Below are 23,448 nucleotides of genomic sequence, written 5' to 3' on the forward strand. Positions count from 1 at the left end.
GCGGCACAGGGGCCGGGCCGGTCGGAAAGGAGGGCCGTAGGGACGGCCAGCAGGCCCGCGCCGGGGGCGCCGGGGCTGCCATTGTAGTCAATGCGGGCGGGCGCGCCGTGCGCCCGGGCTTCACAGTTGCCGCAGCAGGCGCTCGAAGGCCTGCGCGGCGGCCTCCACATGGTGTTCCAGGCGGTGGCCGTCATCGACCAGCAGCAGCTGCGCGGCGCGCGCCTGCGCCCAGGCGATCACCCCGGCGGCCGGGACCACGTCGTCATGCCAGGCCTGCACCACCGTGGTCGGCACGGCGGCGGCATCCAGCGCCGGCATCGGGCCCATGGTGGTCGGCGGCACCATCAGGAACAGGCCTGCCACCGGCACCTGCAACGAAGCGATGGCGGAGATGTAGGCGCCCAGGCTGGAACCGGCCAGCACCACCGGGCCCTGCCGGGCGGCAAGGGCGGCGCGCTCGACCAGGCGGCGCAGGCGGGTCGGCACGTCGCCTACCCGGCTGACCTCGCTCATCGCGTCCAGGTCGGTGTAGTCGGGGCGCTCGTGGGTCCAGCCCAGGCGCTCGGCAACCTCGGCCAGCGCGGTGACCTTGGTCGCTTCCGGGCCACTCTCGAAGCCGTGGGACAGGATGCAGTGGCCGCGGCTCACGCGCCGGCTCCGTGCGCGCGGTTCGACAAGGAAAGGGAAGGCAGGTTCATGACGCAATGCTAGCATCGCCGGATGCCCAACCCGCTCCTGCCCGGCCTGCAGCTGCAGCCCCTGCCCTACCAAGACCGTCTGCCACTGCGCGACCCGGCCACGCTGGAGATGGTGGTGATCCACTGCACCGAGCTGCCCGACCTGGCCATGGCGCGCGAGTACGGCGAGCGTGTGCTGTACGACAGTGGTGCCGGCAACAGCGGGCATTTCTACATCGACCGCGATGGCCGCGTGGTGCAGTATGTGGCGCCCGAGCGCGTGGCGCATCACGTGCGCGGCATGAACGCGCATACGCTGGGGATCGAGCTGGTCAATACCGGGCGCTATCCGGCCTGGTTCGACAGTCGCCACCAGGCGATGGACGAGGCGTACACCGAGGCGCAGCTGCAGGCACTTGAGCAGCTGCTGCTGGCGCTGGTGGCGCGCTATCCGTCGCTGCGGCGTATTGCCGGGCATGACCAGCTGGACCTGGAACAGGTGCCGGCCAGTGATGATCCGGCGCTGACGGTGGCACGCAAGCGTGACCCGGGGCCGTTGTTCCCGTGGGCGCGGGTGCTGGCGAAGGTGCCATTGCAGCCGGTTGGGTGAGGGTTTGCAGGGCTGCGCCCTGCACCCGCAGAAGCAACGTCAACGTCAAGAGCTCGCATTCCGAGGGATGGCGGGGTGGGTCCGGTTGCGGGGGACGCCGTAAAACCGTCCCTGGAGGCTTGGCCGCGGCATCCATGCCGCGGACACCCCCGCAACCGGACCCACCCCGCCTTCGACAGATTTCTGCCGCTGTTGGTGGGTGCCGACCGTTGGTCGGCACGGAGTCGGATCGATCGGAGGGTGCCTTTGTAGAGTCGAGCCGCGCCCCATGACCTGCGGGCGCCGATGATTTGAACGCATCGCCATGCGCGTGGAGCCGGCCGCTCGGCTCTGGAGAGGCTCCGCGCTCGACTGCTCTTTGCGTGGATACCGAGACGATAGGGTCAGGCGCCGGTGGCGACCGGGCGGCTGCTGTCGCTCACCCACCCGCTCCAGGAATCGGCATAGATGCGTGCGCCGCTCAGGCCTGCGCTTTCCATCGCCAGCAGCAGGTGGCAGGCAGTCACGCCGGAGCCACACATCAGCACCACCTGCTCTGGATCGCGGTTGCCGATCACGCCCTGCAGTTCGGCGCGCAGCTCCTGTGCGTCGCGCAGTCGGCCATCGAGCACGTTCAACGCGAACGGCCGATTGACCGCGCCCGGCACGTGGCCGGCAACCGGGTCGACGGGCTCCACTTCGCCGCGGAAACGTTCGCCCGCGCGTGCGTCGACCAACCAGCCCGGTGCATGTTTCAGGCGCGCGGTGATTTCATCGGCGTTGGCGATCTGGGTGGTGTCGAAGCGGCCCGGGTAGGCCGGCAGCGCGGTCACTTCAGCCTGGCCGCTTTCCAACGTATGGCCGGCGGCCTGCCAGGCGGCAATGCCGCCGTCGAGCACGGCAACCTTGCTGTGACCAATCAGGCGCAGCAGCCACCACAGGCGCGAGGCGGCCATGCTGCCGTCGCTGCCGTCGTACACCACCACCTGGGTATCAGGACCGATGCCCCACTGCCCCAGCGTTGCGGCAAAGGCGTCGCTGTCCGGCAGTGGGTGGCGACCATGGCCGACGCGCGACAGATCGGACAGGTCACGATTCAGATCGGCATACACCGCACCCGGGATATGACCTGCCAGATACTGGCTGCTTCCCGCCTGCGGGTCGGCCAGCGAGGAGCGCGCATCCACAACGCGCACCGCGGTGCTGGCGGTGGCGCGCGCGTCCACCACCCGGATGCCCTCGCCCAACGCGGCGGCCAGGGTGGCGACATCGACCAGGGTGGTCCATGGCGGATCGATCAGGTTCATTGCACTTGCTCCAGGCGGCGACGCAGGTTGTAGAGAATGGCCGCGGTCGCTCCCCAGATGCGCTGGCCGGGCCAGCCGTATTCGAGGACGTGGCGGATGCGGCCGCGATGGTTGATTTCGACCTGGCGCAGGTTGTCGGCGGCCATGAGGTAGTCCAGCGGCACCTCGAACACCTCGGCCACTTCGCTGGGCTGCGGTACCGGCACGAAGTCCGGATCAACCACCGCCACCACCGGGGTGACCCGGTAGCCGGTGATCGTCACGAAGGGATCGAGATACCCCAGCGCCTGCACCTGGCCAGGCGCCAGTGCGATTTCTTCCTGGCTCTCGCGCAGGGCAGCCGCCAGCGCGTCGCGGTCATCGGGTTCCGTGCGGCCACCAGGGAAGCCAACCTGGCCACCATGGGTGCGCAGCGTCTCGGTGCGACGGGTGAGGATCACCTGCGCGCCATTGGCGCGTGGCACGATGCCGGCCAGCACCGCCGCTTCCACCGGTGGTCCCGGTGGTAGCAGGTCGATCAGCTCACTGCGGTTCCAGCCATCGCCGGCCGGTGGAACGGCCAACGGATGCAGCGCGCGCATCAGGCGCTCGTGGTCGGCCAGCGAGCCGCGCAGTGACTGCTGAAGCTGCGCGCGCAGCGGTTGCACGCGATGCAGGATGCCACTGCGTTCGTCGTTGCTCATCGACGACCACCGTGCGATTTCATCGATATGCCGCCCGCAGCCGGTGCACTGCCGGTGCGGATCCAGCGTGCACACTCCGATGCAGGGACTTGCGACAACACGCGCCGTTTCTTCCATTGTTTGCACCCAGCAACAGTAGCGCGATTGGGCGTGATTTGCGCGGGTGGCCGAGACGGACGGTAGAGTCGACTGTCAGTCGACTCGCGCGCGAAGCGCGGGCGTTTCCCCGATGTGCCCCAAAAGCAGTCGACTGACAGTCGACTCCAACGTCAGGGACTGCGCAAACAAAAACGCGCCGGTGGGATCACCGGCGCGTTTCGTCTACGGCTTCGATTTACTTGACGCTGACCAGCTTGATCTCGAACTGCACAGCCACGTTCGGCGGGAACGGGGTGCGCGGGTCGGCACCGTAGGCCTGGTCCGGCGGCAGGGTGACTTCCCACTTCGAGCCTGCCGGCATCTGCAGCAGGGTCTCGCGCATGGCCTTCATTTCGACTTCGCTGACCTTGATCGACGGGATCTGCTGGGCCGGGCGGGCTTCGGTCGGGCGCTGGCCGTACGGGAACGGACCGGCCACTTCCAGCTGCACGGTGCTGGCCTGGGTCGGCTTGGCACCCTTGCCGGCTTCGATCACGCGGTACTGGACGCCGCTCGGCAGCGACTGCACGCCGGCCTTGGCCTTGTTCGCCGCGATGAACTGATCGCTCTTGGTCTTGTTTTCGGCAGCAGCCTTTTCGTACTCGGCCTTGGCAGCCTGGGCACGGCCCTGCTCGCGCTTCTGGAACGCTTCAACGGCCGGCTTCAGCTGCTCGGCGGTGATCGCCGGCTGCTTCTTGGCGTAGGCGTCCTGCAGGCCCTTCACCACCGAGTTGATGTCCAGCTGCTCACCACGACCGGTCAGCTCCGCCAGGTTGTTGCCGTAGTCGTAACCGAAGTAGTAGCTCAGCTTGCCCTTTTCGGACGAAACGTCCTGGGCGAAGGCATTGCCCGTCAGGGCCAGGGCCGCGACGGCGACCGCGATAGAACGCAACTTCATCAAACAGTTCTCCAGGGGTGGTAACTCAGGGACGTTCTGCGCCGCCCTGAGGCGACGGGTTAGGATAACGGGCGCAACGTGTAACCGCTACTCACGATGCAGGCTATGACCCGTCTGCGTTTGCAGAGTTCAATATCACTTTTTTTTAACGTTCCAGGAGTCTCCCGTGGCCGATGCCCTGATCGCTGTCGCCGACGACGGCGCCATCCGCACCGTGACCGTCCAGCGCCCGGACAAGCTCAACGCCCTCAATGCCGCGACCCTGCAGGCCTTGGCCGAGGCCTTCAGCGCCGCCGCCGCAGACCCTGAGGTGCGCGTGGTAGTGCTGACCGGTGCCGGTCCGAAGGCCTTCGTGGCCGGCGCCGACATCGCGGAGATGAACACACTCAGCGCGGTTCAGGGACGTGATTTCTCGCTGCTGGGCCAGGCCCTGATGCGCCAGATCGAACGCATGCCCAAGCCGGTCATCGCCCGCGTGAACGGTTTTGCCTTGGGCGGCGGGCTGGAGCTGGCCATGGCCTGCCACCTGCGCATCGCCGCCGATACCGCCAAGGTCGGCCAACCGGAGATCAACCTCGGCCTGATTCCCGGCTTTGGTGGCAGCCAGCGCCTGCTGCGCCTGTGCGGCCGCGCCGCCACCCTGGAGCTGTGCCTGCTGGGCGCACCGATCAACGCGGCGCGTGCCCTGGAACTGGGCATCGTCAACGAGGTGGTGCCGGCCGACGCGCTGGACAATCGCGTGAATGACATCGCCCGCCAGCTGGCACGATCGGCGCCGCTGGCCCTGCGCGGCCTGCTCGATGCGGTGCACGTGGGCGGCGAATGCAGCCTGGAGGCCGGGCTGGAATACGAAAGCGCGCAGTTCGGCCTGCTGTTCGCCACCGAGGACATGCGCGAGGGCACCAGCGCCTTCCTGCAGCGCCGCCCGCCGGCCTTCCAGAACCGCTGACGCCATGGCATCCCGACCCAACCCCGCGCAGCTGTTCGCCCGGGTCCAGGCAGACGATCTTGACGGCGCCCTGCAGGCCGGCCTGATGGACTATGCCGTCCGCGCCGGCGACGCGCAGCTGCTGCCCGGCCACCCGGAACTTCCGCAGCGGTTGCAGCAGGCCCAGCAGCAGCTTCAGACCGCCTGGGCGGCCCGCGAACGCTACCGCGCCCGTGCGGTGCGGCTGGCCCGCCGGGAAGCCGAACGCGACGCACGGCGCACGCCGGCCCCGGCGCCGGACGTGAAACCTGCCCTGCCCGCCGCGGCGGCCGCCATCCTCGCCCGGGCCAAGGCCCGCGCCAGCGGCAAGGAGCAGTAATGGCCACCACGAAGAAGACTGCGCGCGCCCCGGCGCGGCGTGGCGGCACGATGCCGCGCGCCGACGTGGTGGAGATGTTCACCCGCCTGCGCGAACTCAATCCGCACCCGAAGACCGAACTGGAATACAGCTCGCCGTTCGAGCTGCTGGTGGCGGTGGCGTTGTCGGCGCAGGCCACCGATGTCGGCGTCAACAAGGCCACGCGCCGCCTGTTCCCGGTGGCCAATACGCCGGCGAAGATCCTCGCGCTTGGCGAGGATGGGCTGAAGCAGTACATCGCCACCATCGGCCTGTTCAACGCCAAGGCCAAGAACGTGATCGCCACCTGCGCGGTCCTGCTGGAAAAACATGGCGGTGAAGTGCCACGCGATCGCGACGCACTGGAAGCGTTGCCGGGCGTCGGCCGCAAGACCGCCAACGTGGTGCTCAACACCGCGTTTGGTGAGCCGGTGATGGCGGTCGACACGCATATCTTCCGCGTCTCCAACCGTACCGGGCTGGCCCCCGGAAAGAACGTGCGCGAAGTGGAAGACAAGCTGGTGAAGGTGATTCCCGCCGAGTTCCTGCTCGACGCGCATCACTGGCTGATCCTGCACGGGCGTTATGTGTGCAAGGCGCGCAAGCCGGATTGCCCGGGCTGCGTCATCGCCGATCTGTGCCGGTTCAAGGAAAAGACCACGGCCGAGACGTGACGCAGTCTCTGTTGTGAACAGACGAAGACGGCGGGCACAAGGCCCGCCGTCTGTATCTCAGGACAAGCGTGCTTCAGGAGATCAGAACGACAGGTCGCCCCAGACGCCGAATTCCTTGGTCTTGTCGTTCTTCTTGTCGCCGGCGTTGGCCAGGTGGGTGTACTTGTACACGGTCGACAGCTTGAGGTTCTTCATGACCGGGAATTCGACGCCGACGTTCCAGTACTTGTCGCTCAGGGTCGGGTCCAGGGTCTTGCTGACGTCGGTGTCATCGTAACGACCGAACACGTTGATGCCTCCGTCGGTCACGCGCACGCTGCCCCACACCGACCAGCCGCTGGTCTTGTCGGTGGCAACGGTCAGCACGTTGTTGAGGTTCTTGGCCTGGAAGTACTCGCCACCGACGCGGAAGTTGCTGTCGGCGTAGGCCACCATCGCGTTGGCGCGGGTATAGGTGTTCTCGGCGCTCTGGATGTCGGTTTCCTTGCCCAGCTTGCCGCTGTAGCCGCCGACGGCCACCACGAAGTTCTCGTTCGGGGTGTAGGCGACGCGGCCTTCCACGTCCATGCCCTTGCTGCGGGTCGGGTTCTTGTAGCCGGCGCCGGACACGACCGACACGGCGTAGTTGAAGTTGTTGCCCAGGTTGCCGAAGCCATGCAGGCCCCAGTCGGACGAGTTGCCGTACTTCAGGCGATCGGTCAGGGTGTTCTCGACATAGCGCATGCCGTAGAACTTCTCGACGTATGGGATCCACGGCATGTCGGCGGCACCGACGCGCAGGTTGAAGGCCGGGTCGAAGCTGCCCTGCACGTAGGCCTTCTTGACGAACAGTTCGGTGTTGCCGATGGCCGAGCTGTACTGGAAGTCGGTGGTCAGGTTCGCCGACCAGATGTCGTTGAACTTGTGGTCGACGGTCAGGTAGAAGCGCTTCACGTCCAGACCGGTGCCGCTGGCAGCGGTGTCCTTGCCGTTGCTGGTCTTGTCGATGTTGGTCAGGTCGAAGAACATGCGACCGCCGATCTTGTTGTCATTGACCAGCTTGGCCAGCTTGTCGACGCTGGTCTGGGTCTTCTGTGCACCTTCCAGCGCCTGCGCCTGGGTGATGTTCACTTCGGACTGCGCGTCGGACTGCGCCTGCAGTGCCTGCGAATCGTTCTGCAACTGCTGGACCTGGGCCTGCAGCGCGGCGATCTGTGCCTGCAGCTGCTGCAGCTGTGCCTGGGATACGCCCGAGCTGGCGGGGGCTGCGAAGGCGTCGGCGGAAACCAGACCGAGGCTTGCAACGACCGCGGCGGCGAGCAAATGGGAACGCATTTTGGATCTCTCCAGAGGGTTGGAATGGCTTGGGCAGAACGCCACGCCGGCAGGCCGGTCAAGCGTTTTGCGAACGTTCCGTTAAAACCATGACAGTCGAATGACAAACTGCGCACCAGACACAGGTTTCTTCGTGCGGTCATGCGGACGACGCATTTGCGCCGGCAGCTGTGTCAAGGCCTTGCGGCACATGGCGTGATGTATCCGCTTCAAGGTGCAGCGCGGCGCTGTGCGGCCACGTGCCGGCGATGACATCGCTGCCGGATGCGCATTACCCGTATGCACGCGCATCGGCGCTGAGGCTTCGACCACGACATAGCGAGGGTGGCGGTGCGCTTGCCTGCGCACGTGGAGCGCGCGCGAAACCTTCACGGGCTCCGCCGCAACGGCTGCGGGCAACGCTGTAACGGTTGCGTCATACAACGGTCCCTGCGCTGTCATCGAACCGTTATGGAATGTGCGCCGGGCGGGTAACCCCGCATCCCAATCAACCCAGGAGCCACCCCGTGATCCACGCCTTCAAGTCGCGCGTTGCCGTTGCCGTCTTCGCAGCGTCGTCCGTGTTCGCCGCCAACGCCGCTGAAATCACCGGCGCGGGCGCCTCGTTCATCTACCCGGTGATGTCGAAGTGGTCGGCCGACTACAACGCCGCCACCAGCAACAAGGTCAACTACCAGTCGATCGGCTCCGGCGGTGGTATCGCCCAGATCAAGGCCAAGACTGTTGATTTCGGCTCCTCCGACGCCCCGCTGAAGCCGGAAGAACTGGCCGCTTCGGGCCTGGCCCAGTTCCCGTCGGTGATCGGCGGCGTGGTGCCGGTGGTCAACGTGGCCGGCATCGCCCCGGGCGCGCTGAAGCTGGACGGCACTGTGCTGGCCAACATCTTCCTGGGCAAGATCAAGACCTGGAACGACCCGGCCATCGCCGCGCTGAACCCGGGCGTGACCCTGCCGAGCGCCAAGATCACCGTCGTGCACCGTTCGGACGGTTCGGGCACCACCTTCAACTTCGTCAACTACCTGTCCAAGGTCAGCCCGGAGTGGAAGAGCTCGGTCGGTGAAGGCACCTCCGTCCAGTGGCCGGCCGGCATCGGCGGCAAGGGCAACGAAGGCGTTGCCGCTTACGTGAAGCAGATCAAGGGCGGCATCGGCTACGTCGAACTGTCCTACGCGCTGCAGAACAAGCTGTCGTACACCGCGATGAAGAATGCCGCCGGCAAGTTCGTGCAGCCGAGCGACGCTTCGTTCGCCGCGGCCGCCGCCAGCGCCGACTGGGCCAGCGCCAAGGACTTCTACCTGGTGATGACCAACGCCCCGGGCGCCGAGTCCTGGCCGATCACCGCCACCAACTTCATCCTGGTGCACAAGAAGCCGAAGAACGCCGCCAACGGCAAGGCCACCCAGGAGTTCTTCCGCTGGGTCTACAAGAGCGGCGACGCCCAGGCCCGCCAGCTGGACTACGTGCCGCTGCCGGACAGCCTGGTCCGCCAGATCGAGACCTACTGGTCGCAGAACCTGAAGTAAGCGTTCCCCCGCAGGAACGGGGTCGGCGGGTCCTCTCTCCCCCGCCGATCCCACCCGGGCGCGAGATCCTCGAGATCTCGCGCTCTTTTTTTTGAGGCTGGTCGTGAAGAGCGTTTTGCGCCTTCGCAGTTCCATGGGGAGTCGGTGGGGTCATGGAAGGCAGGAGCAAAGGCAGGAGCGCTTGTAGAGCCGAGCCCACGCTCTGCTGCTTTTGGCTTGGCCTCGCGCGCGCTGCCGGGCGTTGGCTCGGTTCCAGCTTGCACCTGTCGTCACATCGGTGCGCAGATCCGGCGTCTCCGGGGCCCTGCCAGGGCCCGGCCAACCCCGTGAAACCCTTGTCAGAACGTGATCCAGGACACCTCTGTCATGGTCGTAATACGGCTGTAACAAAAACATCATTTCATAGCCGCATCCGCCGACCACGTCGGCTCTTCCCCGCTATGGAGTGACCATGAAACTGCACTCGGCCGGCCTTGCCGCCCTTTCCCTGGCCATCGCCCTGGGCCTGTCGGCCTGCGGTGGCGACAAGCAGGCCGCGCAGCAGCCGGCTGCCGACGGTGCCGCCGCTCCGGCCGCCGCCGGTGCCAAGGTGACCGCCGAAGTGTCCGGCGCCGGCGCGTCCTTCATCTTCCCACTGGTCTCCAAGTGGTCGGCTGACTACAACACCAGCACCGGCGCCAAGATCAACTACCAGTCGATCGGCTCCGGCGGCGGCATCGCCCAGATCAAGGCCGGCACCGTCGATTTCGGTTCGTCCGACAAGCCGCTGAGCAGCGAAGAGCTGGCCCAGGCCGGCCTGGCGCAGTTCCCGTCCGCCATCGGCGGCGTGGTGCCGGTGGTCAACATCGAAGGCCTGGACGCCGGCAAGCTGCGCCTCAGCGGCGCCCTGCTGGCCGACATCTTCCTGGGCAAGGTCAAGACCTGGAACGACCCGGCCATCGTCGCCGCCAACCCGGGCGTGAAGCTGCCGGACGGCAAGATCACCCTGGTCCACCGTTCGGACGGTTCGGGCACCACCTTCAACTTCTCCAACTACCTGTCCAAGGTCAGCCCGGAGTGGAAGAGCAAGGTCGGCGAAGGCACTTCGGTGCAGTGGCCGGACGGCGTCGGTGGCAAGGGCAATGAAGGCGTCGCTTCGTACGTGAAGCAGATCAAGGGTTCGATCGGCTACGTCGAACTGGCTTACGCGCTGCAGAACGGCATGCCGTATACCGCCATGCAGAATGCAGCCGGCAACTGGGTCGAGCCCAGTGCGGAAACCTTCGCCGCTGCAGCCGCCAGCGCCGACTGGGCCAGCGCCAAGGATTTCAACCTGGTCATCACCAACGCCCCGGGCGAGCAGGCGTGGCCGATCACCGCCACCAACTTCATGCTGATGCAGAAGCAGCCAAAGGACGCCAAGCGCAACCAGGACACCCTGGCCTTCTTCAAGTGGGCCTTCGAGAACGGCCAGGCCCAGGCCAACGAGCTGCACTACGTGCCGCTGCCGGCCGAACTGGTCAAGCAGATCGAGGCCTACTGGGCGACCGACCTGAAGTGATGGACACGACGGTGCCCGCCCCGCGCGGGCACCGCTTCTTCCACGCCGTGCCGCCCCGCCCCTTCCTGGCCCTGCCGTCCCCATGAATGCCATCGCCCAGCCTGTAGCCGCCCCGTCCACGCGTGATGCGCGTGATGCCCGCAACGACAAACTGTTCCGATGGGTGCTGGTCGGCACCGTCATCTTCGTCCTGATCGCCCTGGCCTGCGCCGCGCTGTCGATGCTGTGGGGCGGCCGCCATGCCCTGCAGATGCAGGGCCTGAGCTTCTTCTTCTCCGCCGACTGGAATCCGGTCGAAAACAAGTTCGGTGCCCTCGCCCCGATCTACGGCACCCTGGTTACCGCGCTGATCGCGATGGTCATCGCCGTGCCGGTCAGCTTCGGCATCGCCTTCTTCCTCACCGAAGTCGCGCCGCGCTGGCTGCGCGGCCCGGTCGGTACCGCCATCGAACTGCTGGCCGGCATCCCCTCGATCATCTACGGCATGTGGGGCCTGTTCGTGCTGGTGCCGGTGATGACCGAGTACGTCACCCCGTTCCTCAACGAAACCCTGGGCGAATGGCCGGTCATCGGCCCGATGTTCCAGGGCCCGCCGCTGGGCATCGGCATGCTCACCGCCGGTTTCGTGCTGGCCATCATGGTCATTCCGTTCATCTCCTCGGTGATGCGCGAAGTGTTCCTGACCGTGCCGACCCGCCTGAAGGAATCGGCCTATGCGCTGGGTTCCACCAAGTGGGAAGTGAGCTGGGACATCGTGCTGCCCTACACCCGCTCGGCGGTGATCGGCGGAATCTTCCTCGGCCTCGGCCGCGCCTTGGGCGAGACGATGGCGGTGGCCTTCGTGATCGGCAACAGCGTGCGCCTGTCGCCGTCGCTGCTGGAACCGGGCACCACCATCGCCGCGCTGATCGCCAACGATTTCGGCGAAGCCACTGAAACCTACCGCTCGGCCCTGCTGCTGCTCGGCTTCGTCCTGTTCATCGTCACCTTCGTGGTGCTGGCCATCGCCCGCCTGATGCTGATGCGCCTGTCCCGCAAGGAGGGCAACTGATGTCCACTACCGCTGATTCGCTGTACCTGCGCCGTCGCATCGGCAACGTCGTTGCGATCACCGCCTCCTGTGCCACTGCCCTGTTCGGCCTGTTCTTCCTGGGCTGGATCCTGTTCACCCTGGCCTCGAAGGGCCTGGCCGGCATCAACGGGGATCTGTTCACCAAGATGACGCCGCCGCCGATGCAGGAAGGCGGCCTGGCCAACGCCTTCTTCGGCAGCGCTGTGATGTGCGCGCTGGCGATCGGCATCGGCACTCCGCTGGGCGTGCTGGCCGGCACCTGGCTGGCCGAGTACGGCAACGCCCGCAAGGCCGGCACCGTGGTCCGCTTCGTCAACGACATCCTGCTGTCGGCGCCGTCCATCGTGCTGGGCCTGTTCGTCTACACCCTGTACGTGATGCAGACCGGCGGCAACTTCTCGGCGTTCGCCGGTGCGCTGTCGCTGGCCTTCATCGTGCTGCCAGTGGTGGTGCGCACCACCGACGAGATGCTGCGCCTGGTGCCCTCGCAGATGCGCGAAGCGGCCCTGTCGCTGGGCATCCCGCAGTGGAAGGTGATCGTGCAGGTGCTGTACCGCAGTGCCTCGGCCGGCATCATCACCGGCATCCTGCTGGCGCTGGCCCGCATCTCCGGCGAGACCGCCCCGCTGCTGTTCACCGCTTTCGGCAACCAGTACTGGAACAACAACATCTTCCAGCCGATGGCCTCGGTGCCGGTGGTGATGAACCAGTTCGCCGGCAGCCCGTATGAATCCTGGCAGGTGCTGGCCTGGGCCGGTGCCCTGGTGCTGACTGTCTTCGTGTTGCTGGTCAGCCTTGCCGCCCGCGGCATCCTGCTGCGCAACCGTATCTCCCATGACTGACCTTTCCGTGGATAACGCCATGAATGACCTTTCCAACGCCGTGCCGATGCAGCGCATCGCCGTGCCGTCCTCGCACGAGAGCCTGCACACGCCGTCGCCGGTGAAGCTGGCTGCGCGTGGACTGGACTTCTACTACGACAAGTTCCACGCCCTGAAGGGCATCAACCTGGAGATCCCGGAAAAGCGCGTGACCGCGCTGATCGGTCCCTCCGGCTGCGGCAAGTCGACCCTGCTGCGCATCTTCAACCGCATCTACGCGCTGTACCCGAAGCTGGAAGCGCGCGGTGAAGTGCTGCTGGACGGCGAGAACATCCTGTCGCCGAAGTACCCGATGAACCGCCTGCGCAGCAAGGTCGGCATGGTGTTCCAGAAGCCGGTGCCGTTCCCGATGACCATCTTCGAGAACGTGGCCTACGGCATCCGCCACCACGAGAAGCTGAGCAAGGCCGACATGGCCGACCGCGTCGAGCAGGCGCTGCGCCAGGGCGCGCTGTGGGATGAAGTGAAGGACAAGCTGGGGCAGAGCGCACTGGGCCTGTCCGGTGGCCAGCAGCAGCGCCTGTGCATCGCCCGCGCCGTGGCCCTGCGCCCGTCGGTGCTGCTGCTGGACGAGCCGACCTCGGCGCTGGACCCGATCTCGACCAGCCGCATCGAGCAGCTGGTGGAAGAGCTCAAGCACGAGTACACCATCGTCATCGTCACCCACAACATGCAGCAGGCCGCGCGCGTGTCCGACTACACCGCCTTCATGTACCTGGGCGACCTGATCGAGCACGACCGCACCGAAGTGATCTTCTCGCAGCCGTCGCAGCGGCAGACCGAGGACTACATCACCGGTCGCTTCGGCTGATCGACGCGGTTCCTTCGCCCTATGTCCCAGCCAGGCATGGCCTGGCTCTACCCGGATTGCACACCATGAATCTTCCCAACGACCACATCGTCAAGAGCTACGACGAAGAGCAGCAGCGCCTGGTGGCCGAAATCGTGCGCATGGGCGAGATGGCCGTCGCCCAGCTCGAAGCGGCGATGGACGTGATCGAGAAGCGCGACGAGAACGCTGCCCATCGCATCATCGCCAACGATGAAGCCATCGACGCGCTGGAACAGCAGATCAGCCACGACGTGATGCGTCTGGCGCTGCGTGGGCCGATGGCGCGTGACCTGCGCGAGATCCTTGCCGGCCTGCGCATCCCCGCCGACATCGAGCGCATCGGCGACTACGCCGCCAACGTGGCCAAGCGTTCGATCGCACTGGGCAAGGTGCCGCCGCTGCCGCAGATCCAGGGCCTGCGTGCGCTCGGCCGCCTGGCCGCACAGCAGGTGCGCCGCGCCATCGCCGCCTACCGCGACAACGACGCCGATGCCGCGCTGGAACTGCGCGAGGACGACGCCCGCCTGGACGCGCAGTACACCGCGCTGTTCCGCGAGCTGCTGACCTACATGATGGAAGACCCGCGCAACATCACCCCGTGCACCCACCTGCTGTTCATGGCCAAGAACCTGGAGCGCGTGGGCGACCACGCCACCAACATCGCCGAGAACGTGTGGTTCCTGGTGCACGGCGAGCAGCCGCTGCCGCCGCGTGAGAAGCGCGACGAGACCTCCAGCACCGGGCAGATCTGACGCTGCACCGCAACAACGGAGTCGGGTCCAAGGTGGCCGCCGTCCTGGTGACAGCGGCCTTCTTTTTTGCGGTATTCCCCCGCATTGTGGGCGCAGGGCTTGCCCGGTGCGGACCTTCCGGATGCTTCTGTAACAAACCTCACGAAAATTTGAGTTCTTGGCGAGGATTCGTTGAGTAGGATCGCTGCACCATCGTTTCCACCGGCACCCCTGCCGGCCACCCGGGCACCCGCCCACACCACCCAGGAGCACGACCGATGAGCAGTTCCAACAAGACCCTGTCCCTGCTGACTGCTACCGCCCTGGCCGCCGGCCTGGGCATGACCGCCAGTGCTTCGGCCCTGAGCATGAGCGACCTCGCCCAGGGCTATCTGGTGGCCGGACAGGCAGCCAAGGCGAGCACCGACGCCAAGGCCGCCGATACCAGGATGGCTGCGGACGCCACCAAGCACGCCGAAGGGAAGTGTGGCGCCGATGGCAAGACCGCCGAAGGCAAGTGCGGTGCCGACAAGGGCAAGGCGGCCGGCGCAGCGGCCGGTGCCAAGGCCAAGACCGGCGACAAGAAGGCCGCCGAAGGCAAGTGCGGCGAAGGCAAGTGCGGTGCCAAGCACTGACGTCCACGCCAGCGTCGTCAACCTGCGGTCGCCGCTTCGCGCGGCGGCCGCCGGATTGGGGCTGCGCAGGGCGCTGCTGCAGGATCTGCGTGATGCACCGGCAGGCGATTTCGATTTCCTCGAATGCGCACCGGAGAACTGGATCCATGTCGGCGGACCCACCGGTGACGCACTGGCCGAGCTGGCACAGCGCCATCCGCTGAACTGCCACGGCCTGTCCCTGTCGCTGGGCGGGAGTGCGCCGCTGGATACCCGCCTGCTGGAGCAGGTCGGCCAGTTCCTGGAAAGGCATCGCGTACCGCTGTACAGCGAACACCTGAGCTACTGCAGCGACGACGGTCACCTGTACGACCTGCTGCCGATTCCGTTCACCGATGAAGCAGTGCGCCACACCGCCGCACGCATCCGTCAGGTGCAGGAGCTGCTGGGCCGCCGCGTCGCGGTGGAGAACGTGTCCTACTACCTGGCGCCGGTGCCGGCGATGGACGAGCTGGCCTTCACCAACGCCGTGCTTGCCGAAGCCGACTGCGACCTGCTGCTGGACGTCAACAACGTCTACGTCAATGCCTGCAACCATGGTTACGACGCGGACGCGTTCATCGCCGGCCTGCCCGCGGAGCGCATCGTCTGCCTGCACGTGGCCGGGCACCTGGATGAAGCGCCGGACCTGAAGATCGATACCCATGGCAGCGCGGTGATCGACCCGGTCTGGGACCTGCTGGCGCGTACCTACGCGCGCATCGGTCCACGCCCCACCCTGCTCGAACGCGATTTCAATTTCCCGCCCTACGCCGAACTGCGCGGCGAACTGCAGACCATCCGTCGCCTGCAGGCCGTGCACGCGGAAGCTGCATATGGCTGATGCCCCCGCCACGCTGCGTGCGCAGCAGCACGCGTTCACCGCTCACCTGCGCGATCCGCAGGGCGTACCACCACCGGCCGGTCTGGAGCCACGCCGGGTGGCGGTGTACCAACGGCTGCTGTTCGACAACCTGCTCGGCCTGTTGAGCAACGGCTTCCCGGTCTGCGTGCGCCTGCTCGGCGAACCGGCCTGGAGCACACTGGTCCGCCGCTACTTCGCCACGCACCGCTGCCAGACACCGTTGTTCACCGAACTGGCTGTTGAATTCGTGCAGTGGCTGCAGACCCAGCCGCAGCTGCCACACCCGGCGCTGGCCGAGCTGGCCCACTACGAGTGGGTGGAAACCGCGCTGTACCAGCTGGACGCCGAACCTCTGCCGGCGCCGGGGGACATCGACCCGTTGCGGGCGCCGCTGCAACGTTCGCCATTGGCCTGGCCACTGCTCTACCAATGGCCCGTGCACCGCCTCGGCGCCGAGGACGCCCCCGACACGATGCCACCCGAGCCAACCGGCCTGCTGGTGCGCCGCGAGGCCGACGGCGAGGTGCGATTTGCCGCGCTCAGCCCGCTGGCGGTGTACCTGCTGTCCCGCATCGGCGAACAGCCTGGCCTGGATGGACGCACCCATCTGCAGCAGTTGGCCGCCGCGCATGGTCTGGCCGAGGACACGCTGGCCGAACCCGGTGCCGCGTTGCTGCAGCAGTTCCTGCGGGCCGGCGTGATCGGCCCTTCGACCACACCTGCCTGACACTCCCGTCCCCCCCGGAGATGCACCGATGAAGCTTCCGACCCTGGCCACCGCGCATGGCCAGCTGGACCGTCTCGCCCCGTGGTTGGCCCCGCTCGGCCTGCGCCTGCTGCTGGCCTGGGAATACTTCGAATCCGGCCGCGAGAAGCTGCACGGCCAGAACTGGTTCGCCGACCTGCAGGACGCCTTCCCGTTCCCCTTCAACCAGATACCGGCGGCACTGAACTGGCAGCTGGCGACCTGGTTCGAACTGGTTGGCGCGGCCTGCCTGCTGTTGGGCCTCTGCACGCGTTTCGCCGCCACCAGCCTGCTGGTGCTGACCGTGGTGGCCACCTATGCGGTGCATTGGCCGATGGAGTGGAACTCGCTGGGCGACCTTGCCATGGGCTACGCGATCAGCGACAAGGGCTTCGGCAACTTCAAGCTGCCCGTGCTGTTCATGGCGATGCTGCTGCCGCTGATCTTCACCGGCGCCGGCAAGCTGAGTCTGGACGCGTGGTTAGCGCGGTACTCTCGCTCGGCCACACCTGCGCGGCCAGCGGTTCGGTAGATGCCGCCCCTGGTCGACACGCTCCTGCGCAGGGAACCCGTGCACCACAGGCTGGCCGGGCGCTCAGGGTCGCTCTGCTAGAATTCACGCATGAATGACCCGACTCCCGCATCTGCCGCCGCTCCCGATTCCGCAGTTCCCCAGGTGCAGCGCGCGATGTCACAACGCTTCCGCGGCTTCCTGCCGGTGGTGGTGGACGTGGAAACCGGCGGCTTCGACAGCCAGCGCAATGCACTGCTGGAGATCGCTGCGGTGCCGATCGAGATGGACGAGAACGGCCTGCTCTACCCCGGCCAGACCGCCAGTGCACACGTGGTACCGGCCGAAGGCCTGGAGATCGACCCGAAATCGCTGGAAGTGACCGGCATCATCCTCGACCACCCGTTCCGGCTGGCCAAGGAAGAGAAGGCCGCGCTGGACCACATCTTCACCCCGGTACGCGCGGCGATGAAGAAGTACGGCTGCCAGCGCGCGATCCTGGTCGGCCACAACGCCCATTTCGACCTCGGCTTCGTCAACGCCGCGGTGGCCCGGACCGGCCACAAGCGCAATCCGTTCCATCCGTTCAGCGTGTTCGACACGGTGACCCTGGCCGGTATCGCCTATGGACAGACCGTGCTGGCGCGCGCCGCCACCGCCGCCGGACTGGGCTGGGATGCCAACGAAGCGCACAGCGCGGTGTATGACACCGAACAGACCGCGCGATTGTTCTGCACCATCGCCAACGCCTGGCCGCGGTGAAGCGGCCAACGGCGGAGCCCCTCGTGGCGTGAAGCGAATCATCGGTTGGGCCGGGCAAGGTGGGTTCGCAGGGGACGCCGTGAACCCTTCCCTGGGGGCTTAGCCGCGCCATCCATGGCGCGGATTGATCTGGCCCCCTGCGAACCCACCCTGCCCGGCCTTCGACAGGTTGCGGGGCGCCACGGGAAGATCAGAAAAGCGGGAGCAACAGCGGGTCCCTTTGCTCGATGGGTGCTGTCGCCGACCTCGGTGGTGAGTCGGTGCTGTGGTAGCTGCCGACCGTTGGTCGGCACCGCCGGGTGGTATGGCAACAGCCGTAGATCCACGCCATGCGTGGATGAATTCAACCGATGCTCGTGCGATCCCGGCCGTCGCTCTTGGCGCGGTACAGCGCGCGGTCTGCACGCTGGTACAGCAACGCCGGGGTACGGTCATCCGCATCCAGTTCCACCAGGCCGGCACTGAAGGTCACACGCAGGCCCGGCACCTCCGCCCAGTCGGGGTGATCATGGAACAGGCCACGCAGGCGCGCGCACAGCTGGGCGGCTTCTTCCAGACGGGTGTCGTTGAGCAGCAGCGCGAACTCCTCGCCGCCGGTACGCGCGGGCAGGTCCGAGTCGCGGCAGGCCGCGGCGATCAGCCGCGCCACCTGCACCAGCACGGCGTCGCCGATGCTGTGGCTGTGACGGTCGTTGACGGCCTTGAAGTGGTCGATGTCCAGAACCACCAGGCACAGCGGGTGGCCGCTGCGCTGTGAACGGGCGAAGTCACGCGCCAGCGTTTCGTCGAATCCACGGCGATTGGCCAGCCCGGTCAGCGCATCCTCGCGCGCCTGCCGTTCAAAGGCCTCGGCCTGCCGTGCAAGGCGCTCGGCCAGCTCGGTCTTTTCCTGGTTCAGCGCCTGCAGGTGCACGGTCTTGGCCTGCAGATCGAAGGTTGCCTCGTCCACGCGCCGTGCCAGGCGCAGGTTGCTGGCCTTCAGCTGCTGCAGCAGCAGGCGGTACAGCACCACCAGTCCGGCCAGCAGCAACAGCCCGCCCAGCACCTGCACGCTGCGGCGCTGCCACCAGAACGGCTCCACCGTGAAGCTCCACACGGCTTCCTGCTGGCCCCAGGCCCCGCCTGGATGCGCCGCCGATACGTGCAGGGTGTAGTCACCCGGCGGCAGGCCGACGAACTCGACACTGCGCTGCGGGCCACGCTCGACCCAGCCGGTGTCCAGGCCGTCCAGCCGCGTGCGATAGCGGATCCGGTCCGACATCAGGTAACTCAGGCCCACATAGCTCACCGCCAGACGTCGCCCGCCGGGAATGTAGTTGCGCTCCGGGCCCTCCCAATGCACGGGTGCGCCATCCACCTGCACGCTCTCGATCGCTGCAGGCGGTGACGGACGCTCGCGGAAACGCTGCAGCCGCTGCGGGTCGACCGTGCTCAGGCCACCGGCGGTGACCACCCAGAACGTGCCGTCCTGCCGCAGGATCGCCGATGGCCCGGAGCTGCCGTTGGCCTGTGCGTTGGCCATGCCGTCGATCTCGTTGTAGCGCTCCACCGTCACCCGCGGCGCACGGCCATCGGCCACGGCATTGAGGGTGGCCATGTCGGTGCGCAGCACGCCGCGGTTGCTGCTGATCCACACATTGCCCAGACGGTCCGGCACCAGCTGGAACACCGCATCCACCGGCATTCCCTGTTCCAGGCCGACGCGCGCCAGCCTTCCGTCGCGCCAACGGTACAGGCCCCGGTCGCTGCTGACCCACATCGCATCGCCCAGCTGATGGAAGCCGAAAACACTGCGGCCCCCGCCCATCGGTGCCAGGTCGATCGACTGCACGTGGTCGCCACGCAGCACGCGGATGCCCTCGATGGTGCCGATCCACAGGTTGCCCTGGTGGTCATGCTCGAGTGCGGTGATGAGGCCACCGGGCATGCCCGGCACATTCGACACCTGCACCCGGTCGCCGTCGATGCTCACCACGCCCTTCTGCGTACCGGCCCAGACGCGACCCTGCGGGTCGACGCTGATCGCGCGGATGTTGCCGCCCGGCATGCCATCGGCGACCGCGTAGTTGTGGCGGAGGCTGCCATCGCGGCCCAGCCGGTAAACGCCATCACCGAAGGTGCCGACCCACAGGTCACCGTCCGGCCCCTGCGCCAGACTCAGCACCGAGGGCGCCTTGCCACCGCGGTTGTGCAGCGGAACAGCGCGGAAGCGCCCATCGGGCGTCTGCAGATCGAGGCCACTGGCACTGCCGACCCACAACTGGCGGTCGCGGTCCTCCAGCACCGTGCGTATATAATCGCCGCTGAGGCCATCGCGCTCGGTGTAGCTGCTGAACAGCGTCTCGCGAAGGCGGTACAGGCCGCCGTTGGCCCCCACCCAGATGCTGCCTTCAGCATCCTCGCGCAGGCTGACCACACGCCCGCCCGGCAGGTTCAGGCCGGCGGGCAACCGCTCCAGTCCATGCGCCGAGATCCGCAGCAGGCCCTGGTTCTCGGTGCCCAGCCACAGGTCGCCGTGCCGGTCCTGCAGCATCGAGGTCATGTGCAGCTGTCCCGGCAGCCGGTGCACCAGCACCAGCTGATCGTCCTCCACGCGGTACAGGCGCTCGCCAGCAACGATCCACAGCGCGCCATCCGGTGCCCGGTACGGCCATGACAGCCCAGTGCCGGCACCCAGGCCCCACGCCGCAGGGGCACGCTTGAGCACGCCATCGTTGTCGCGCAGCACCAGCCCATCAAGCGTGCCAACCCACACCCGGTCCTGCGCATCGACCACCAGCCTGGTGAAGCTCATCGCCATCGGCAGGTCGGCGGCCGGTGCCTGGTAGACGATGCCCTTGTCCGGCGTCAGATAGCCGATGCCCTTGCCTTCGTACAGCAGCCACAGGCGCCCCTGGCTGTCCACCTGCATGGACTGGATCAGCACCTGCGGCGTGTTGGCCTGATGCTCCCAGACCCGCCACTGGCCGTCGTTGCCGCGATGGCTGACATTGCCGCGCGAATCACTGATCCACAGGCCACCCTGCCGATCCACCAGCAGTGCGCCGATGCCGTTGTCGCGCAGGCCCGGTCGGGTGCTGCGGTCGAACACGGTGAAATCCAGGCCGTTGTAGCGCACCAGGCCTTCCCAGGTAGCAAACCACAGGTGCCCCTCGGGGGTCTGCGCGATATCGCGCAGCGAGTTGTGCGGCAGGCCATTGCGCGAGGTCCATACGTCGATGGCGTAGTCGCGCAGCGGCGGCGCGCCCTCCTGCGCGCCCGCCGGCAGCGCCAGGAGCAGCAACAGCCACAGCAGGCCGCGCTGCAGCACCTGCCGGGCTTTCGAAACGGGGCGCTCCACCCAGCACCCGTTGTCCCCTGGCCTGCCCATCAGCCCGGCGGCAGTGGCCGGCGGTGGCTGCAGGGCATGGCAGCGGACGGGAACAGCCGGGCGACGCGGAACAGCGTGCCGGCAGGAACGGGCTGACTCATCGGGGAGAAACTGGGGAGGTGGGCAGATGATAGGCCAAACCCCCGCCCCGGCGTCACCGCGGCGGAACCGGCGTAGTCAGCCGCCCCGGCCCGGCGCCCCCACCAGCGCACTGGCCGGCCACTGCACCACCGCCTCCAGGCCGCCCTCGGACCGGTTGCGCAGCCACAGGCGCGCGCCATCCTTCTCGGCCAGTGCACGGGCGATGGTCAGGCCCAGACCGGCGCCGCCGGTTTCCCGCGAACGCGAGGTTTCCACCCGTACGAACGGGTCGAACACGGCTTCCAGCTGATCCTCCGCCAGGCCCGGGCCATCGTCGGACACCATCGCGGTGATCGTGCCGCCGCTGCGCTCCACCCGCACGCGCACGCGGTGGGCATACATCATGGCGTTGTCCACCAGGTTGGAGAACAGCCGGTGCATGGCCAGCGGGCGCAGCATCAGCACCGCACCGGTTCCGCCCTCGAAGACCACGTCGGCGCCCCCCTCAGCGGCGTCTTCCACGATGCTTTCCAGCAGCGAATCCAGATCCAGCGCGGCACGCTGTTCGGCGCTCTCGGCACTGCGGGCCAGCTCAAGGCCTTCGCGCACCAGCGCCTGCATCGCGGCGAGGTCGCCGATCAGGCGTTCGCGCAGCACCTCGTCGCTGACGTTCTCCAGGCGCAGGCGCAGGCGGGTCAGCGGGGTCTGCAGGTCATGGGTAATCGCCGCCAGCATCTGCGTGCGTTCGGCCAGATGCCGCTGCAGGCGGTGCTGCATGGCGTTGAAGGCCTCGGCGGCGCGCTGCACCTCGCGCGGCCCGCGCAACGGCAGGGGATCACGCTGCAGGTCGTCGCCCAGGTCTTCAGCGGCCGCCGCCAGTTCCTGCAGCGGCGCACTGGCCATGCGCGCAACGATGTAGGCCAGCACCGCGATCGCCAGCACCAGCAGGGTCAGGAACCACGGGTCCACGGCCAGGATGCCGTTATGCGCCACGGCCGGGGAATCCAGCGCAAGTTTCAGCAGCGTCCCGTCGTTGAGGGTCACGTCCACCGCACGGCACTTGGGCGGGATGAAGGCGGGGTCGCGTTCGCGCGGCGGCCGGCGGTGGCCTGGCGGTGGCGGTGGCAACAGGTCCTGCAGCTTGGGAATGCACGAGCGGAACGAGGCAAAGTGCACATGCGCCCGCGACACCGGGCCCGGGCGGTCTTCCAGCACCTCCATCAGCGCGGTGTCGGCACGCCCCAGCCGCGCACCGGGCTGCAGTGCGCGCACGCTGGGCCCACCGATCTCGAGCAGGCGCTCGCGCAGTTCGGGGTTGTCATCGAGCAGGTTGACGTAGCCCTGCAGGCGGTCGGCAATGCGGTTCAGGTTCTGCCGCTCGAACTCCTGCTGGCGCTTGGAGGTGGCCAGCATGGTCGCACCGATCGCGGCCACGCTCATGCCCAGCAACAGGATCACGAACAACCGCCCGACCATCGAGGACAGGAAATGGCGCAGGCGCGTCATTGCGGCTTATTCCAGGTTCACCGACGAGGCCAGCACGTAGCCTTCGTTGCGCACGGTCTTGATCAGGCCGTCCGGCCCCCCATCGTCGCCCAGCTTGTTGCGCAGGCGGCTGACCTGCAGGTCGATCGCGCGGTCCTGTGCCTCGTAGTTGCGGCCACTGCTGAGCGCCACCAGCTGCTCGCGCGAGAGCACCTTGTTGGCATGCGCGATGAATACCCGCAGCAGGCGGAACTCGGCGCCGGACAGCACCACCACGCGGTCGTCCGGGTCCACCAGATGGCGATGCTCCAGATCGAACACCCAGCGCGAGAAGCGCGCGCGGCGCACCGCCAGCGGCTCCAGGTTGGCCGGCAGCGCCTCGGTCCGGCGCAGCACGTTGCGGATGCGCGCCAGCAGCTCACGCGGTTCGAAGGGCTTGGCCAGGTAGTCGTCGGCGCCCATCTCCAGGCCCAGCACGCGGTCGATCGGCTCGGCACGTGCGGTCAGCATGATCACCGGCGTGTTCGAGCGCGCGCGCAGGTCGCGGCACAGGGTCAGGCCATCCTCGCGCGGCAGGTTGAGGTCGAGCACGATCAGGTCCACATGCTCGCGGTCCAGCAGCTGGCGCATGGCGGTGCCATCGGCAGCCGTGCTCACCTGGTAGCCGGCACGGCCGAGCTGTTCGGCCAGCAGGGTGCGGATGTCGTTGTCGTCGTCGACGATCAGCAGTCGATGCATCGTGTTTTCAGTCTCCATGGCGCGATCATCCCGTGTCGGCAGCTGAACCGCATC

23 protein-coding genes are annotated in these 23,448 nt (G+C 67.3%); 15 read left to right on the forward strand and 8 right to left on the reverse strand.

Annotation, left to right across the window (positions count from 1 at the left end):
* Window positions 1-120 precede the first annotated feature (120 nt).
* Window positions 121-648 carry an alpha/beta hydrolase gene (locus AC5P8Z_RS02470; RefSeq protein ID WP_295565672.1) on the reverse strand — a complete coding sequence of 176 codons (528 nt, stop codon included), beginning with the start codon at window positions 646-648 and terminating at the stop codon, window positions 121-123.
* Window positions 649-720: 72 nt separating this feature from the next.
* Here AC5P8Z_RS02470 and AC5P8Z_RS02475 point away from each other — a divergent pair, with 72 nt between their 5' ends.
* Window positions 721-1,287: an N-acetylmuramoyl-L-alanine amidase gene (locus AC5P8Z_RS02475; RefSeq protein WP_495227987.1), complete on the forward strand. Its 567-nt coding sequence runs from the start codon at window positions 721-723 to the stop codon at window positions 1,285-1,287.
* 383 nt (window positions 1,288-1,670) lie between these two features.
* Here AC5P8Z_RS02475 and AC5P8Z_RS02480 read toward each other — a convergent pair whose 3' ends face one another.
* The 3 genes from AC5P8Z_RS02480 to AC5P8Z_RS02490 form a co-directional block, all read right to left on the reverse strand.
* Window positions 1,671-2,573 (reverse strand): sulfurtransferase, encoded by a 903-nt coding sequence (locus AC5P8Z_RS02480; protein ID WP_495227988.1) that lies wholly within the window; start codon window positions 2,571-2,573, stop codon window positions 1,671-1,673.
* Complete coding sequence (locus AC5P8Z_RS02485; protein ID WP_286071474.1) at window positions 2,570-3,373, reverse strand: CoA pyrophosphatase; 804 nt, start codon at window positions 3,371-3,373, stop codon at window positions 2,570-2,572. Before AC5P8Z_RS02485 ends, AC5P8Z_RS02480 begins: the two co-directional genes overlap by 4 nt.
* A 217-nt stretch (window positions 3,374-3,590) precedes the next feature.
* Window positions 3,591-4,292: an FKBP-type peptidyl-prolyl cis-trans isomerase gene (locus AC5P8Z_RS02490; RefSeq protein ID WP_005408797.1), complete on the reverse strand. Its 702-nt coding sequence runs from the start codon at window positions 4,290-4,292 to the stop codon at window positions 3,591-3,593.
* 166 nt (window positions 4,293-4,458) lie between these two features.
* Here AC5P8Z_RS02490 and AC5P8Z_RS02495 point away from each other — a divergent pair, with 166 nt between their 5' ends.
* From AC5P8Z_RS02495 to nth, 3 genes are read left to right on the forward strand one after another with little or no spacing between them, the layout of a single operon-like run.
* Complete coding sequence (locus AC5P8Z_RS02495) at window positions 4,459-5,241, forward strand: enoyl-CoA hydratase/isomerase family protein (RefSeq protein ID WP_495227990.1); 783 nt, start codon at window positions 4,459-4,461, stop codon at window positions 5,239-5,241.
* A 4-nt stretch (window positions 5,242-5,245) separates the two neighbouring features.
* Window positions 5,246-5,599, forward strand: a complete 354-nt coding sequence (locus AC5P8Z_RS02500) for a hypothetical protein (protein WP_286071472.1) — start codon at window positions 5,246-5,248, stop codon at window positions 5,597-5,599.
* The gene (nth, locus tag AC5P8Z_RS02505; protein ID WP_286071471.1) at window positions 5,599-6,291 is read left to right on the forward strand and encodes an endonuclease III; all 693 of its coding nucleotides are present in this window, start codon (window positions 5,599-5,601) and stop codon (window positions 6,289-6,291) included. The genes AC5P8Z_RS02500 and nth overlap by 1 nt, the downstream gene beginning before the upstream one ends.
* A gap of 81 nt (window positions 6,292-6,372) precedes the next feature.
* Here the strand turns inward: nth and AC5P8Z_RS02510 are convergent, their stop codons facing one another.
* A complete protein-coding gene (locus AC5P8Z_RS02510; RefSeq protein ID WP_014036551.1) occupies window positions 6,373-7,605 on the reverse strand; it encodes a porin in 1,233 nt (410 codons plus the stop codon).
* A 506-nt stretch (window positions 7,606-8,111) separates the two neighbouring features.
* On the opposite strand from AC5P8Z_RS02510, the gene pstS (AC5P8Z_RS02515) reads away from it, so the two are divergent.
* The 11 genes from pstS (AC5P8Z_RS02515) to rnt all read left to right on the forward strand — a co-directional run bounded on the left by pstS (AC5P8Z_RS02515) (window position 8,112) and on the right by rnt (window position 17,720).
* Window positions 8,112-9,128 carry a phosphate ABC transporter substrate-binding protein PstS gene (gene pstS / locus AC5P8Z_RS02515; protein ID WP_014036550.1) on the forward strand — a complete coding sequence of 339 codons (1,017 nt, stop codon included), beginning with the start codon at window positions 8,112-8,114 and terminating at the stop codon, window positions 9,126-9,128.
* A gap of 451 nt (window positions 9,129-9,579) precedes the next feature.
* Window positions 9,580-10,668: a phosphate ABC transporter substrate-binding protein PstS gene (pstS, locus tag AC5P8Z_RS02520; protein WP_286071469.1), complete on the forward strand. Its 1,089-nt coding sequence runs from the start codon at window positions 9,580-9,582 to the stop codon at window positions 10,666-10,668.
* A gap of 82 nt (window positions 10,669-10,750) precedes the next feature.
* Window positions 10,751-11,719: a phosphate ABC transporter permease subunit PstC gene (pstC, locus tag AC5P8Z_RS02525; protein WP_111112559.1), complete on the forward strand. Its 969-nt coding sequence runs from the start codon at window positions 10,751-10,753 to the stop codon at window positions 11,717-11,719.
* Complete coding sequence (gene pstA, locus AC5P8Z_RS02530) at window positions 11,719-12,582, forward strand: phosphate ABC transporter permease PstA (RefSeq protein ID WP_286071468.1); 864 nt, start codon at window positions 11,719-11,721, stop codon at window positions 12,580-12,582. Before pstC ends, pstA begins: the two co-directional genes overlap by 1 nt.
* A gap of 19 nt (window positions 12,583-12,601) precedes the next feature.
* A complete protein-coding gene (gene pstB, locus AC5P8Z_RS02535) occupies window positions 12,602-13,432 on the forward strand; it encodes a phosphate ABC transporter ATP-binding protein PstB (protein WP_005408788.1) in 831 nt (276 codons plus the stop codon).
* 65 nt (window positions 13,433-13,497) lie between these two features.
* The gene (gene phoU / locus AC5P8Z_RS02540; protein ID WP_049444209.1) at window positions 13,498-14,205 is read left to right on the forward strand and encodes a phosphate signaling complex protein PhoU; all 708 of its coding nucleotides are present in this window, start codon (window positions 13,498-13,500) and stop codon (window positions 14,203-14,205) included.
* 257 nt (window positions 14,206-14,462) lie between these two features.
* Window positions 14,463-14,819, forward strand: a complete 357-nt coding sequence (locus AC5P8Z_RS02545) for an HvfA family oxazolone/thioamide-modified RiPP metallophore (protein ID WP_286071466.1) — start codon at window positions 14,463-14,465, stop codon at window positions 14,817-14,819.
* Complete coding sequence (locus AC5P8Z_RS02550; RefSeq protein ID WP_495227991.1) at window positions 14,806-15,681, forward strand: HvfB family MNIO-type RiPP peptide maturase; 876 nt, start codon at window positions 14,806-14,808, stop codon at window positions 15,679-15,681. Before AC5P8Z_RS02545 ends, AC5P8Z_RS02550 begins: the two co-directional genes overlap by 14 nt.
* Window positions 15,674-16,429: an HvfC family RiPP maturation protein gene (locus tag AC5P8Z_RS02555; protein ID WP_495227992.1), complete on the forward strand. Its 756-nt coding sequence runs from the start codon at window positions 15,674-15,676 to the stop codon at window positions 16,427-16,429. Before AC5P8Z_RS02550 ends, AC5P8Z_RS02555 begins: the two co-directional genes overlap by 8 nt.
* Window positions 16,430-16,457: 28 nt before the next feature.
* Entirely contained in the window at window positions 16,458-16,979 is a 522-nt protein-coding gene (locus AC5P8Z_RS02560; RefSeq protein ID WP_286071463.1) for an HvfX family Cu-binding RiPP maturation protein, read from the forward strand.
* A 90-nt stretch (window positions 16,980-17,069) separates the two neighbouring features.
* Window positions 17,070-17,720 carry a ribonuclease T gene (gene rnt / locus AC5P8Z_RS02565; RefSeq protein WP_495227994.1) on the forward strand — a complete coding sequence of 217 codons (651 nt, stop codon included), beginning with the start codon at window positions 17,070-17,072 and terminating at the stop codon, window positions 17,718-17,720.
* A gap of 343 nt (window positions 17,721-18,063) precedes the next feature.
* On the opposite strand, the gene AC5P8Z_RS02570 is transcribed toward rnt, so the two are convergent.
* The 3 genes from AC5P8Z_RS02570 to AC5P8Z_RS02580 all read right to left on the reverse strand — a co-directional run bounded on the left by AC5P8Z_RS02570 (window position 18,064) and on the right by AC5P8Z_RS02580 (window position 23,412).
* Entirely contained in the window at window positions 18,064-21,090 is a 3,027-nt protein-coding gene (locus tag AC5P8Z_RS02570; protein ID WP_495227995.1) for a two-component regulator propeller domain-containing protein, read from the reverse strand.
* 177 nt (window positions 21,091-21,267) lie between these two features.
* Window positions 21,268-22,677, reverse strand: a complete 1,410-nt coding sequence (locus tag AC5P8Z_RS02575; protein ID WP_286071461.1) for an ATP-binding protein — start codon at window positions 22,675-22,677, stop codon at window positions 21,268-21,270.
* 6 nt (window positions 22,678-22,683) lie between these two features.
* Window positions 22,684-23,412, reverse strand: coding sequence for a response regulator (locus tag AC5P8Z_RS02580; protein WP_005408779.1), 729 nt, complete (start codon window positions 23,410-23,412; stop codon window positions 22,684-22,686).
* Window positions 23,413-23,448 lie beyond the last annotated feature (36 nt).

The sequence above is a fragment of the Stenotrophomonas sp. YJH_SMC_17 genome (assembly GCF_059371655.1).

Coding starts and splice junctions, on each gene's coding strand:
- pstB (WP_005408788.1), top strand. CDS start 12,602: ATGAATGACCTTTCCAACGCCGTGCCGATGCAGCGCATCGCCGTGCCG.
- AC5P8Z_RS02490 (WP_005408797.1), bottom strand. CDS start 4,292: ATGAAGTTGCGTTCTATCGCGGTCGCCGTCGCGGCCCTGGCCCTGACG.
- AC5P8Z_RS02510 (WP_014036551.1), bottom strand. CDS start 7,605: ATGCGTTCCCATTTGCTCGCCGCCGCGGTCGTTGCAAGCCTCGGTCTG.
- pstS (WP_286071469.1), top strand. CDS start 9,580: ATGAAACTGCACTCGGCCGGCCTTGCCGCCCTTTCCCTGGCCATCGCC.
- AC5P8Z_RS02500 (WP_286071472.1), top strand. CDS start 5,246: ATGGCATCCCGACCCAACCCCGCGCAGCTGTTCGCCCGGGTCCAGGCA.
- AC5P8Z_RS02560 (WP_286071463.1), top strand. CDS start 16,458: ATGAAGCTTCCGACCCTGGCCACCGCGCATGGCCAGCTGGACCGTCTC.
- nth (WP_286071471.1), top strand. CDS start 5,599: ATGGCCACCACGAAGAAGACTGCGCGCGCCCCGGCGCGGCGTGGCGGC.
- phoU (WP_049444209.1), top strand. CDS start 13,498: ATGAATCTTCCCAACGACCACATCGTCAAGAGCTACGACGAAGAGCAG.
- AC5P8Z_RS02545 (WP_286071466.1), top strand. CDS start 14,463: ATGAGCAGTTCCAACAAGACCCTGTCCCTGCTGACTGCTACCGCCCTG.
- AC5P8Z_RS02570 (WP_495227995.1), bottom strand. CDS start 21,090: ATGGGCAGGCCAGGGGACAACGGGTGCTGGGTGGAGCGCCCCGTTTCG.
- rnt (WP_495227994.1), top strand. CDS start 17,070: ATGAATGACCCGACTCCCGCATCTGCCGCCGCTCCCGATTCCGCAGTT.
- AC5P8Z_RS02480 (WP_495227988.1), bottom strand. CDS start 2,573: ATGAACCTGATCGATCCGCCATGGACCACCCTGGTCGATGTCGCCACC.
- AC5P8Z_RS02475 (WP_495227987.1), top strand. CDS start 721: ATGCCCAACCCGCTCCTGCCCGGCCTGCAGCTGCAGCCCCTGCCCTAC.
- AC5P8Z_RS02555 (WP_495227992.1), top strand. CDS start 15,674: ATGGCTGATGCCCCCGCCACGCTGCGTGCGCAGCAGCACGCGTTCACC.
- AC5P8Z_RS02575 (WP_286071461.1), bottom strand. CDS start 22,677: ATGACGCGCCTGCGCCATTTCCTGTCCTCGATGGTCGGGCGGTTGTTC.
- pstC (WP_111112559.1), top strand. CDS start 10,751: ATGAATGCCATCGCCCAGCCTGTAGCCGCCCCGTCCACGCGTGATGCG.
- pstA (WP_286071468.1), top strand. CDS start 11,719: ATGTCCACTACCGCTGATTCGCTGTACCTGCGCCGTCGCATCGGCAAC.
- AC5P8Z_RS02580 (WP_005408779.1), bottom strand. CDS start 23,412: ATGGAGACTGAAAACACGATGCATCGACTGCTGATCGTCGACGACGAC.
- AC5P8Z_RS02485 (WP_286071474.1), bottom strand. CDS start 3,373: ATGGAAGAAACGGCGCGTGTTGTCGCAAGTCCCTGCATCGGAGTGTGC.